The organism is Negativicoccus succinicivorans (genome assembly GCF_014207605.1).
Classification (GTDB): Bacteria; Bacillota; Negativicutes; order Veillonellales; family Negativicoccaceae; genus Negativicoccus; species Negativicoccus succinicivorans.
In genome coordinates this window covers 148,189-160,520 of the sequence record NZ_JACHHI010000002.1, presented here as the reverse complement: position 1 = coordinate 160,520, position 12,332 = coordinate 148,189, and the positions used below count along the sequence as shown (strand labels likewise).

The following is a 12,332-nucleotide window of genomic DNA, read 5'->3' as shown; positions in this document are numbered from 1 at the left end:
CTTATATGAAGTATCAAATTTGACTTGTCGTCACCTTTTCTTCGGGCCGACGAACTTCGAATTGATTGGCGATAAAGCCATAAAATGTCCAGCCTAAGAAGGTGACCAGGCCGCCGTAGGCCAGCGCGAATTCGCCGCAGGCATACAGGGCGTAGAAGCTGTACGCGGTCGCGATGAGGTTGACCGCGTACGTGGTCAGCCGTTTTTGTTTCGACACGCCCGCTTTATGCAAGATAATCGGCAAGGCGGCCATCGAAAGCACATAGGGAACAAGGTTGGTGACGACCGCGAGATCGACGATCGCGCTGAACTGTTCCATCAGGCTCGGAGAAATCGTGGCGAAGGCGATGACGGTTTCGATAATCGTCATGATGATCATGCCGGCGACCGGCGCATTGGCGCGTGTGACTTTCGAGAAAACGCGCGGGAAGTAGCCGACGTCCGCCGACGACTTCAATACCTGCGCGGTCGTGAACTGCCAGCCCAAAAGCGAACCGATGCAGGCGAGCGACATCAGACCCATGACGATCTTGCCGGCGATCGGACTGAACATATGCGCAAAGACAAAGCCGAACGGTGCGTTGGAAGCAGCCAACTGATCAATCGGCACTATCCCCGCCATGACGTTGGTCGAGGCAATGTAGACGATCGCTGCTCCCAGCGTGCCGCCCAACACCGCAATCGGTACGTTCTTTTCCGGATTTTCCACCGCGTCGCTGTTGGCGCATGCGGATTCCAAACCCAAGAACGACCAGAGGGTTAGCGTAATCGACTCGCTGACTCCTTCCATAAAAGGCAGTCCGTGCGGGTTCCATGAGTTGATATAGAGCGTCGGGTCAAACCAGAACCAGCCGATCAGACTGATGCCGACGACCGGAATAATTACGCCCCAAACGGTAACGGAACCGATTTTGCCGGTAATGCCGGCGCCACCGAAATTCAGTACTGACGTCACCCAAAGCGTCGCGATCGTTGCGATCCCGACACCCAAGGCCGACAGTTTCATATCCATAAATTCCGTGCCGTAGCCGACCGCGGAAATCGCAATCGCGACATTGGCGATAATCAATGAAAACGAGTATGTATAGTTGCAAAGAAAATTGCCGGCCTTGCCGAACGCGTTGTCGGCGTAGCCGCCCATGCCGCCCTGTTCTCTGCTGAACATGCTGCATTGGGCAAAACAGTAAGCCAAACACATCGACCCTACCGCCGTCACCAGCCAGGAGAGGATCGACATCGTACCAACGGACGCCAGCTTGGCGGGCAACATGATGATGCCGGAGCCCATCATGTTAACCGCCGTAATAATAGTCAGCTGAACGACGCCCATTTTTTTTGCTGCTTGTGACATAGTGATCGCATCCTTTTAGATACCACCGCCACTCGGGCGATTATTTTTTTGTCGTTTTCGCGGCCGCTTTACTATCCGCGTTTTCTTTTTTCGGCGTCGTCGCCGAGCTCGTCGCTTTCTCTTTGGTGTCGGCGCGATGCGGCTGCGCGTTTTGAATGACGCTTTCGTCTTTCAAAACATACGCTACCGCGCGTGTTTTACCGTCGATTTCAGCGAAGTGAACGCCCTGAATTTCACCGGCAAATCCCGGTAACAGATTGATCGTATCTTCCAAGGCACGGAAATATTCGATGACGGTATCGCCCCAGCGTTCGCCCGGATCAATCGTGAGGATTCCCGGCGGGTACGGCAACGCGCCTTCCAAAGCTACGCGGCCTTTGATCTGATCGAGGGTGACTTTTTCCCAGTTGCCCGCGACGAATTCATAGTTCGCGTCTTTCGCGCTCATCGCGACTTCCGGCATGTATTCTTTGCGGAACAAACGTTTCTGCAGAATGTTGACGCGGCGCGATTTGTAGAAATCGTGCATTTCCTGGCAGAGTTGTCGAATGGTGTAGCCTTTGTAACGGGCTTCGTTTTGTTTATAAATCTTCGGCAATACCTGCGAAAGCGGCAGATCTTCGTCCAGACAGGTTTCAAACCGCACGAGGAGTGAAATCAGGTTCTGCATCTTCGTGTAGGTTTCCGCCGGCGTAAGCAGGAAGAGAATCGAGTTCAGATCGCTCTTTTCCGGTGTCATGCCGTGTTCGCGCAGGTAGTTCGAAAGCAATCCCGCCGGAATACCGAAGTCTTCATATTCCCACGTTTTTTTATTGATGCCCGGCGTATAGAGGAGCAACTTGCACGGATCAATGACGTACTGATTTTTACCGTACGCTGCAAAGCCGTGCCAGCTGTCTTTCGGGTTCATGCGGAAGAAGCGGATATCATTGGCGATGATATTGGTGTCGTAATCTTCCCACGCTTTGCCGTCGATCGTTTCCGGAATGAACGGCTTGAAATAGTGACAGTTTTTGATGATTTCTTTGCGGATATCAATGCCGAGCTTAACGGTATCGGCCCACAATTTGCGGCCCGCTTCGCCTTCGTGGATCTTCGCGTTGACGTCCAGCGAGGCGAAAATCGCGTAGAACGGCGAGGTCGACGCGTGCAACATAAATGCGTTGTTGAAGCAGTCGTCGTTGCAGTACCGCGGCTGATCTTTAATGTGACTGTCTTTTTTATGAATTTGGGAGGCCTGCGAGAAGCCGGCGAGCTGTTTATGTACCGACTGCGTGACCATGACGCCCGGATCATCCGGTCCGAGTTCCAAAAGCAGCGGGCTGCAGTCGCGCAGCATCGGAATAAATTGTTCATAACCGACCCAAGCGGAGTCGAAAAGGATGTAGTCGCACAGGTGACCGATGCGGTCGATGACCTGACGCGCGTTATAAATCGTGCCGTCATAGGTGCCGAGCTGGATCAACGCCAAACGGAACGGGCGTTTCGCCTTGGCTTTTTCCGGATCGACTTTGGCGACTTCCGCGCGCAGATAGTCTTCTTCAAAGCAATGTTCATCCACGCCGCCGATAAAGCCGAACGGGTTGCGTCCGGTTTCCAAATAAACCGGTTTCGCGCCGACCTGTACCAACGCGCCGTGGTGCACGGATTTGTGGTTGTTACGGTCGAACAGTACGACATCGCCCGGATGCAAGAGCGCGTTGATGACGACTTTATTGGCCGTCGACGTGCCGTTCATGACGAAGTAAGTCGTGTCGGCGTTAAATACTTTCGCCGCGTGTTTTTCCGCTTCCGCCGGCGCCCCTTCGTGAATCAGAAGATCGCCCATGCGTACGTCGGACGAACTCATATCGGAGCGGAACAGATTTTCACCGAACCAGTCGTAAAGGGCACGTCCGGCCGGATGTTTACGGAAGAACTGACCGCCATGGTGCCCCGGCGTCGCCAGCGTCATGTTACCGGTTCCCACATATTCGGTCATTTCACGGAAGAACGGGGGTAAAATTTCTTTTTCATAATCTTTGGCCGCCTGTTCGATCTGACGTCCGAACAGGTCGCGATCAAATTCGTTGACGTCCATAACGTGAACGCCGGCCGCCAGGAGATCCAGCGGAATTTGAGTGTCCCGACGCGTACGGATGACGAACATCGGAATATTCAACGCCGAATCGATGAATCGTTGCAGACAATTCGCTTCATCCTCCGTGACGATCACGACCGCCGCCGAAGTTAAATCCACCTCGAAATTATCGATGACATCTTCCAAAAAAAGAACTTCACGATCGGAAAGCAAGTCAAAGCATTCGTATGCTGCTTTGCTGCAGATGACGTTTAACAGTTCCATGAGACAATCCTCCTGTACATTTTTTACCACGGCATCGACTGCGCGCTTAATCAATGCCTGTTGTCCTCACTGTCAGTATAGGCGGGTCGGCGCGTTTTGAATAATACAGTAAACTTATAGGTCAAGCTTCCACTTATAAAAAAAGAAACCCCGAGCACGAGGCCGCAGGGTTTCTTTATGTGCAAATTTTTCGCGATTTTTAATTTTTGTTAACCGATATTTTACAAAAATCATGCTTTTTTTACATAAAAAGAAGAGAAAAATTACATTTTTTTGTATTTTCCTCTTCTTTGACGTCTCTCATGGAAAACGTTACGCTTTCTTTTTGCCGGAAGTATTGACGACTTTAACGATCTCGTATTCGAGTACCTGCTCCGGCGCCTGCACCGTTACTTTATCTTTGGCTTTCTTACCGATCAGCGCTTTGCCGACGGGGGATTCGTTGGAGATTTTATCTTCAAACGGATCCGCTTCCGCGGAGCCTACAATCGTGTATTCCAGCGTTTCGCCGTTTTGGTCTTTGATCGTGACGACCGAGCCGAGCGATACTTTCTTACCTTTCGGATTGGCGATAATCACCGCGTTGCGAATACGTTCTTCCAGTTCGGCGATCCGTCCTTCGACAAACGCCTGCTGGTTTTTCGCGTCTTCATATTCCGAGTTTTCACTTAAATCCCCGAGCGCGATGGCTTCTTTCAAGCGTTCCGCCACTTCCAAACGGGTCTTTGATTTTAACTGAGCGAGCTCCTCTTTCATTTCTTCCAAGAAAGCGGCGCTGACTTCCGTTGCCTGCGTCATATCGTACAAAACTCCCAACTTATATAAATAAATACCATATAGAAAAAATAATATTAGTTGAATTATATCACAGTACGTCGGCTAAGTCCATGCACATTTGTGTGCTACGCCGTGACAACAGCAAGCGCTTCTGCCAGGAGTTCATCCCAGCGCGCAAGCGTTTCCGCCTGCATTAATTCCCGTCGCAAGGCGGCGGAGTTACGCAGGCCGCGCAAGTAGCCGATCGCATGTGTGCGCATTTGCCGAACGGCGACCGCTTCGCCTTTTTCTTCGGCGAGCATATGCAAGTGCCGGCGACACATGGTCAAGCGTTCCGTTGCCGTCGGCGGCGCGACGCTTTCACCGGTCGCCAGATAGGTCGTGACTTCATGAAAAACAAACGGGTTTCCCATGGCGGCGCGACCGATAGCGACGCCGGCCGCGTTGGTTTCCGCAAGCAGACGGGCCGCGCTCGGTCCGTCGACCACATCGCCGTTTCCCCAAACGGGAATTTCGACGGCGGCGACGACTTCAGCGATCGCCCGCCAGTCCGCTTGGCCGCTGTAGCCCTGTTCGCGCGTGCGCCCGTGCACGGTGAGCGCGGCGGCGCCGGCGGCGGCCAGCGCGCGCGCCACCGTCACGGCGTTGCGGGAATCATCATCCCAGCCGAGGCGAATTTTCGCCGTGACCGGCACGTCCACCGCGTCCGCCATCGCGGCGATGCAGGCGGCCGCTTGCGGCACGTCGCGCAGGAGCGCCGAACCGTCGCCGTTTTTGACGACTTTCGCGACGGGACAGCCCATGTTAAGGTCAATGATGTCCGCGCCCGCTCGCGCGACGATTTGCGCCGCTTGCGCCAATTCTTCCGGAACGTGTCCGAAGAGCTGCACCGCGACCGGATGCTCGTCTTCCGCCAGCGCCAACATGCGCAGTGTTTTTTCATTGTGATATAAAAGCCCTTTAGCGCTGATCATTTCCGTACAAACGAAACCGACGCCCTGCGCCGTCGCAAGTCGTCGGTACGTCTGATCGCAAATGCCCGCCATCGGCGCGAGAGCCACGCAGTTGCGCAGCTTCACGCCGCCGATAGCGGGTGTGTTATTTATTGCGTTCATATAAGAGTAAAAGTCCTTCCAAAGTCAACATCGGAGCGACATAGTCGATCGTCTGCGATTCGCCCGCGATCAACGCCGCCAAACCGCCGGTGGCTACGACCGCCGCGTCATTACCCAGCTCTTGCTTCATGCGATTGACGATGCCGTCGACCTGACCGACATAGCCGTAGAAAACGCCGGCCTGCATGCTGGAAATCGTATTTTTGCAAATGACGCCTTCCGTTTTCTTCAGTTCGATACGCGGCAACTTCGCGGCGCGCTGGAACAGCGCTTCCATCGAAATGCCGACGCCGGGGGCAATCGCGCCGCCCAAGTAATCGCCTTTTCCCGAAATGGCGCAATAGGTCGTCGCCGTACCGAAATCAATGACAACCAGCGGCCCGCCAAAACGTTCGTAAGCGGCCACGGCGTTGACGATACGGTCCGCGCCGACTTCCCGCGGGTTTTCATATTTAATATTCATGCCGGTTTTCGTGCCCGGACCGACAAATGTCGCTTGCACGTTAAAGTAACGCAACGCCATTCGCTCCAACGTCGGATTGACCGGAGGCACAACGGACGATACCATAATCGCTTCCACATCCGTCATTTTGACCTTGTTGTAGTGGAATAAGTTGCCGATTAATACGCCATATTCATCGGTCGTCCGCAAACGATCCGTAGAAATCCGCCACGAATCTTTGAGCTCGTGACCTTCAAATACGCCGAGCACAATATTCGTATTGCCGACGTCCATGACAAGTAGCATATGTTTCTCCTTTACAGCGTCGCTTCATCTTTGTAGCGAATCGAAACTTCGCCCGCCAGTACGCGTTCGACACCATGATCCGTTTCCACCAGAAGGCAGCCGTCGGAATCGATATCGATCGCTTTACCGCTGTAGGTGTAACCCGGCGTGATGACATTAATATCGCGGCCGAGCGTCACCGAATATTTGCGCCATTCATCGAGAATGTTAGCGAAACCGTTATGTTCCACTTCCGTATACAGTGTTTCGAGCTCCATCAGAATCAAATTGAGCAATTCTTTGCGCGGAATACGTACGCCTTCCAGCAAAAACGAGGTCGCTTTATCCCGCAGGTCTTCCGGCAAATCGACACGGGCGACATCGGTATTGATCCCAATCCCCATGACGATGTAATTGATCTCTTCCATCGTCGCGTCCATTTCCGTCAGGATGCCGACGATTTTACGACGGTTCACCAACAAATCATTCGGCCATTTGATGCCCGCTTCCGTGAGCCCCGCTGTGTGGAACGCGCGTACCAGCGCAACGGCGGCCAGCAGCGTGCATTTCGACGCTTCGAGCGGCGAAAAATGCGGCCGCAAAATCAGCGAGAACCAAATTCCCTTCGCATAGGGGGAAAACCAGGCGCGCTGCAGACGTCCGCGCCCGCCGGTCTGCTCTTCGGCGACCACAATCGTTCCTGCCGGTGCGCCGCGTCGCGCTTCTTCTTTGGCGATGGCGTTCGTGGAAGGCGCCGTCTCGCGATAAATAATATTGTGCCCGAATGATTCGGTAGAAAGAACACTATTGATTTCAAGTTCCGTCAAAAGGTTGGGCGCATGCAGCAACCGATACCCTTTGCGCGTACTTGACTCGAATACGTAACCGCGTTCTTTAAGGACCTTGATATGCTTCCAAATGGCCGTTCGTGAAACGTGCAGATCATCGGAAATTTGTTGCCCGGAAACGTACTCGCCGTGAGCGTTTCGAAAGTAATCCAAAATCTTATTGCGCATGCTTTGCCACTCCTTTTTTACGTGATGAATGTATTCTTATTATAAAAACGGGTTTACAATTTGTCAAGTTATCCGCATGCTGCTGTTGACATAAAAAAACGACCGCATCGCGCGATGCAGTCGTTTTTTGTATGTTTAATCCTCGCGGTGCCAGCGATCTTTCGGCGGCACATCACCTCTCGGTGAAGGCGGGGTTTCCGGTCCCGGCTTCGGAGTGACCGGCGGCGCCGGCGGCGGTTGACGCCACGGCTGTTCGGCCGTCGGATCCGGAAGCGGCGGTGCTTCCACCGTGGTTCCGTCATCGAGGTCCTCCGCCTGCTCGGCTCCCGGCGGCGGCGTGATCGATTTGTATTTAAAGAGATTGGCGACCTGCTTGGAGTCGATCGTTTCGAATTCCAAAAGCGCCTGCGCCATCGCTTCCAATACATCCCGATTTTCAAGCAACAGCTTTTTCGTTTCCGCGTAGGCTTCTTCCGCGTATTTACGCATTTCTTCGTCAATCGCGGTGGCAATGTCTTCGCCGTAGTTGCGCTCGGAGCCGAGTTGCTTGCCGAGGAAAATCTGTTCCTGATGTTCCCCGAACGTGATCGGTCCCAAGCGCGTGCTCATGCCCCAGCGCATAATCATATTGCGCAAAATCTGAGTGACACGTTCCAAATCATTGGAGGCGCCGGAAGAGATCTCGTTGAATGTGATTTCTTCCGCCACACGGCCGCCCATCAAGACGCGGATTTCGGACAAGAGTTGCGATTTGGTAATGTACGCGCGTTCTTCCTGCGGCAGCGTCATGGTATAGCCGCCCGCCTGGCCGCGCGGTACGATTGTCACTTTATGAACTTTATCCGCTTCCGGCATCAGTTCGGCGATAATCGCGTGCCCCGATTCGTGGTAGGCGGTGATTTTGCGTTCACGTTCGCTCACGACGTGGCTGCGACGTTCCGGACCGTAGGCGACTTTTTCACTCGCTTCTTCGAGTTCCGCCATGCCGATCGTCTTCTTGTTTTGCCGCGCCGCCAACAGCGCCGCTTCGTTCAAAAGGTTGGCCAGATCCGCGCCGGTAAAGCCCGGCGTTTTCTTGGCGATAATCTTAAGGTCAATATCGCCTTCCAAAGGTTTATTTTTCGCGTGGACTTTCAGGATCGCTTCCCGGCCGCGCAAATCCGGACGGCTGACTACGACCTGACGGTCAAAACGCCCCGGACGCAAGAGCGCCGGATCCAAAATATCCGGACGGTTCGTCGCCGCGAGCGTAATAATGCCTTCGTTCGCGCCGAAACCGTCCATCTCGACTAAGAGCTGGTTCAGCGTTTGTTCACGTTCATCATGACCGCCGCCGAGGCCGGAGCCGCGCTGGCGACCGACCGCATCGATTTCATCAATAAAGACGATGCAGGGCGCGTTCTTCTTCGCCTGGACAAACAGATCACGGACACGGGACGCGCCGACACCGACAAACATTTCGACGAAGTCCGAACCGCTGATACTGAAAAACGGCACATTCGCTTCGCCGGCAACGGCTTTCGCCAGGAGCGTTTTACCGGTACCGGGCGGGCCGAAGAGCAAAATGCCTTTCGGAATTTTCGCGCCGATCGCGTTATATTTGCCCGGGTGCTTCAGAAAATCAACGACTTCCGTCAATTCCTGCTTGGCTTCTTCTTCGCCGGCGACATCGGCAAAGGTAACATGCACTTTGCCTTCTTCATGCATTTTCGCGCGCGATTTACCGAAGTTCATCACGCGACCGCCGCCGCCCTGCGTTTGATTCATGATAAAGAACCAGACGCCGATCAAAAGCAAAATCGGCAACAGCGAAGTCAACATACTCAGCCACCAGGACGGTTGTTCCGGCGGCTTGGCCTGAATAGTCACGTTATTGGCGCGTAAAATCGGCAACAGCTGCGCATCATTATCCGGTGCGTAGGTGGTAAATTCCGTGCCGTTTTTAAGCTTGCCGCTAATGGAATTATTGGTCAGCGTGACATATTCCACATTTTTCTGTTCGACTTGCGTCAAGAAATTCGAATAGGTAAGATCCGACTTCTTTTCCTGCGGTTCCACAAAGTTGGTGAACATCGATACCGCAATAATAATCAGCAAAACGTACAAGCTGACGTTTTTAATAAATCGATTCAAATGACTTCCCCTTTCCCATGGGTTAATTCCCAACAGAATGTCATTTCATTTTATCATGCTGAGAATTTTTTTACAATTATGATTCATAGCACTCCGGTTTGAGTACACCCACGAAAGGAAGATTGCGATAATTTTCCGCGAAGTCCAAGCCATAGCCGACGACGAATTCATTCGGCACGTCAAAACCGATGTAACGTACGTCGACCGGTTTTTCACGGCGCGACGGCTTATTCAAAAGAGTGACAAATTCGACGGAGTTGGCGCCGCGCACTTGCAGGATCTCATTCAGATAGTACAGCGTCGTGCCCGAGTCGATCATATCTTCCACCACCAGCACGTCGCGGCCGTTAATATCCGTGCTCAAGTCTTTACGGATCTGAATATGCCCCTGCGACTGCGTGCTGTTGCTGTAGCTCGAAACCACCATAAAATCAATTTGCACGTCCAAATCGATTTGGCGCATCAAATCGGCCATGAACACCGCGGAACCTTTCAAAATGCCGACTAAAAGCAATTTTTTGCCGCGGTAGTCGTTGGTAATCTCCTGTCCCAACACCGCGACACGATCACGGATTTCTTCTTCAGTCACCAGTATTTTGGCGATATTCGGATGCATTATTTGTCCTCCTCTGCACATCAATCACCAGCCGTTCCGGCCGGTCATTGACCGTTGCAACACCTGAAAAATCATGTAATGTAAAATAATCAAAGGCCGCGTATACGTGCCTGTCATCGGCGAGCAGCACGACGCTGTCACGACAACGGCGCGGCACTTTACTATCAATAAAATAATCGCTCAATTTTTTCGTGCCGAAAGGAAACGGGATCCGATCGCCGGCGCGCCGGTAACGCAGCGTCAAGGGACCGGTCAGAACGCGCGCCGGAATGACCCATGGCGCCGTTTCACCTTCCGCAAGCGTGCGGATCCGCACCCGCACGTCCCCGAGCGTCAGCGGATCTTGCGCCGTCTGCGTCACCGCTGCTGTTTCCGCAACGTCTGCCGCTTGCGGCGCGAGCCACGCATCGGTCGCGGTCAGCACCGCCGTCAAACCGTATAAGGTCTGTTCGGTGCTGGTCGCTCCCGTCGCGAACCAAGCGACAAGACGTTCGGTATGCGCGAACGAAAGCGTTGTGCCGCTTTCTTCTCGCCACAACTTGCGAACGACGCGCCGTTGCAATGCGTTCGGCAAGTCGTTGAACGCGTCGCGGGAAACAGCAATAGTCTCCGCTTCACGATGCGTGATTCGAGTGAGAACATCGGCAATGACATGGTCCAAATATTCATCATCCGCGGCGGCCGTGGTCGCGAGCTGTACCAAGTGCTCGCGGATGCGCGGATTATATTGCGCAAGATACGGCAGCACTTCATGGCGCAACGCATTTCGCAAATAGGTCGTATCCGTATTCGTCTCATCCAGACAGGGCGTGTACGGAAAATGCGTCAAATAGGTTTCGATTTCCGCCCGTGTGACGCCGAGAAACGGGCGCACGATACTGCCGTTTCGCGCCCGCATGCCGCCAAGCCCCGTCAGACCCGTACCGCGCAATACATGATGAAGCACGGTTTCCGCCTGGTCATCGGCATGATGCGCCACGGCAAGCAGAGTATATCCCTCTTGCTCGCGCAACTTTTCAAGCGCTCGGTAACGCAATTCCCGCGCCGCGGTTTCGACCGATTCTCCGGTCATCCGCACCGCCTGCGGAACGTCCGCGTCCAAACGATAAAACGGCAGTCTTAAGTCCCTCGCCAAGGCGCGCACGAATTCGACTTCCGTATCCGCCGCCGCGCGTAAATGGTGATGGACATACGCCAGTCCCGCGGTGATGCGAAACTCTTTTTGCACCGCCGCCAGGTAGAGCGCAAGAGCCAGCGAATCCGGTCCGCCGCTGCAACCGATCAAAACGCCGTCGCCCGGCGTAAATAACGCCTGTTCCCGCACGAAAGCATTCACTTTCGCGACAAAATCCGTCACAAGAGATAAGCCTCCCGATAGATTCCTTCCAATAAATCCTGATCGCTTACGGTGATTTCCGGCAACGCAAAATATTCCAGTAGACTTTCCGCAATCACGGCTCCCGCCACGATAATATCCACCCGCTCGCGCGCCAAACCGGGTAACTTCGTACGCTCTTCGTACGACATACCTGTCAAACGTTCACGTAATGTATGCAGATCCTCATACGCGAGCACGTAGCCCTGCACTTTTTCGGCATCATACGGTTCGAGCTCCAACAGCATCGAGACGATACTCGTCATCGTGCCGCCGACGCCGATCCAGCTTTTCACGCCTTGCACTTCGGTAGTTGCTTCTTTCAATACGGCAAAGCAATGTTTTTTCAATTCGGCAATGCCACGCGGCGTCATCATATCGAAATCGCGTGTACCGCGCACCGCCCCGAGCGGCATACTCACCGCTGCGCCGAGATCGCCGCCGAAGCCGACGCCGATTTCCGTGCTGCCGCCGCCGATATCGACGACTGCCGTCACCAGACTGTTCGTCTTGACCGCGCCCAGGTAGCCGTAACGCGCTTCGTCGACGCCGCTGATAATACGTACCGGCGCACCGACGAGCTGAGCCACTTGCTGTGCGAACGCTTCGCCGTCGCTCGCCTCACGCAGCGCATTCGTGCCGACAATGCTCCACCGTTCGACGCCCGCTTCGCGCGCTTCGTCGACAAGTTCTTGAATCCCCGTGAGAGTACGATTTTTCGCCGCCTCATTGAGCGGTTCGCCCGCTGCCAAGCCGTCGCCGAGCCGTGTCGCTCGAATATCTTTGCGCAATGTGGTCGTTTCATCTGCCACTGTTTCCGCGACCAGTAAACGTACCGAATTCGTACCGATATCCAGTACCGCCTGTTTCATAGTTGC

The 12,332-nt window shown here is 54.0% G+C and carries 10 protein-coding genes; all 10 read right to left on the bottom strand.

The features are described 5' to 3' along the window. Positions 1–13: 13 nt before the first annotated feature. The gene (potE, locus tag HNR45_RS02515) at positions 14–1,351 is read right to left on the bottom strand and encodes a putrescine-ornithine antiporter (protein WP_159823098.1); all 1,338 of its coding nucleotides are present in this window, start codon (positions 1,349–1,351) and stop codon (positions 14–16) included. A 40-nt stretch (positions 1,352–1,391) separates the two neighbouring features. After that, on the bottom strand, positions 1,392–3,695 hold the full coding sequence (gene speC, locus HNR45_RS02510) for an ornithine decarboxylase (protein ID WP_159823099.1): 2,304 nt from the start codon (positions 3,693–3,695) through the stop codon (positions 1,392–1,394). A 312-nt stretch (positions 3,696–4,007) separates the two neighbouring features. Beyond that, positions 4,008–4,493, bottom strand: coding sequence for a transcription elongation factor GreA (gene greA, locus HNR45_RS02505; protein WP_034437392.1), 486 nt, complete (start codon positions 4,491–4,493; stop codon positions 4,008–4,010). A gap of 104 nt (positions 4,494–4,597) precedes the next feature. Continuing rightward, positions 4,598–5,587 (bottom strand): tRNA dihydrouridine synthase DusB, encoded by a 990-nt coding sequence (dusB, locus tag HNR45_RS02500; protein ID WP_159823100.1) that lies wholly within the window; start codon positions 5,585–5,587, stop codon positions 4,598–4,600. Further along, a complete protein-coding gene (locus tag HNR45_RS02495; protein WP_159823101.1) occupies positions 5,571–6,335 on the bottom strand; it encodes a type III pantothenate kinase in 765 nt (254 codons plus the stop codon). The genes dusB and HNR45_RS02495 overlap by 17 nt, the downstream gene beginning before the upstream one ends. A gap of 11 nt (positions 6,336–6,346) precedes the next feature. Beyond that, positions 6,347–7,330, bottom strand: coding sequence for a biotin--[acetyl-CoA-carboxylase] ligase (locus HNR45_RS02490; protein ID WP_159823102.1), 984 nt, complete (start codon positions 7,328–7,330; stop codon positions 6,347–6,349). 135 nt (positions 7,331–7,465) lie between these two features. Continuing rightward, positions 7,466–9,463 carry an ATP-dependent zinc metalloprotease FtsH gene (gene ftsH / locus HNR45_RS02485; protein ID WP_159823103.1) on the bottom strand — a complete coding sequence of 666 codons (1,998 nt, stop codon included), beginning with the start codon at positions 9,461–9,463 and terminating at the stop codon, positions 7,466–7,468. Between the two features lie 76 nt (positions 9,464–9,539). Beyond that, positions 9,540–10,079, bottom strand: a complete 540-nt coding sequence (gene hpt, locus HNR45_RS02480; RefSeq protein WP_159823104.1) for a hypoxanthine phosphoribosyltransferase — start codon at positions 10,077–10,079, stop codon at positions 9,540–9,542. Beyond that, on the bottom strand, positions 10,045–11,436 hold the full coding sequence (gene tilS / locus HNR45_RS02475) for a tRNA lysidine(34) synthetase TilS (RefSeq protein WP_159823105.1): 1,392 nt from the start codon (positions 11,434–11,436) through the stop codon (positions 10,045–10,047). The genes hpt and tilS overlap by 35 nt, the downstream gene beginning before the upstream one ends. Beyond that, positions 11,433–12,326 (bottom strand): Ppx/GppA phosphatase family protein, encoded by an 894-nt coding sequence (locus HNR45_RS02470; protein ID WP_159823106.1) that lies wholly within the window; start codon positions 12,324–12,326, stop codon positions 11,433–11,435. Before HNR45_RS02470 ends, tilS begins: the two co-directional genes overlap by 4 nt. Positions 12,327–12,332 lie beyond the last annotated feature (6 nt).

Excerpts from the sequence above, each read along its gene's own strand:
- HNR45_RS02470 (WP_159823106.1), bottom strand. The coding sequence starts at position 12,326 with ATGAAACAGGCGGTACTGGATATCGGTACGAATTCGGTACGTTTACTG.
- HNR45_RS02495 (WP_159823101.1), bottom strand. The coding sequence starts at position 6,335 with ATGCTACTTGTCATGGACGTCGGCAATACGAATATTGTGCTCGGCGTA.
- HNR45_RS02490 (WP_159823102.1), bottom strand. The coding sequence starts at position 7,330 with ATGCGCAATAAGATTTTGGATTACTTTCGAAACGCTCACGGCGAGTAC.
- potE (WP_159823098.1), bottom strand. The coding sequence starts at position 1,351 with ATGTCACAAGCAGCAAAAAAAATGGGCGTCGTTCAGCTGACTATTATT.
- greA (WP_034437392.1), bottom strand. The coding sequence starts at position 4,493 with ATGACGCAGGCAACGGAAGTCAGCGCCGCTTTCTTGGAAGAAATGAAA.
- speC (WP_159823099.1), bottom strand. The coding sequence starts at position 3,695 with ATGGAACTGTTAAACGTCATCTGCAGCAAAGCAGCATACGAATGCTTT.
- hpt (WP_159823104.1), bottom strand. The coding sequence starts at position 10,079 with ATGCATCCGAATATCGCCAAAATACTGGTGACTGAAGAAGAAATCCGT.
- dusB (WP_159823100.1), bottom strand. The coding sequence starts at position 5,587 with ATGAACGCAATAAATAACACACCCGCTATCGGCGGCGTGAAGCTGCGC.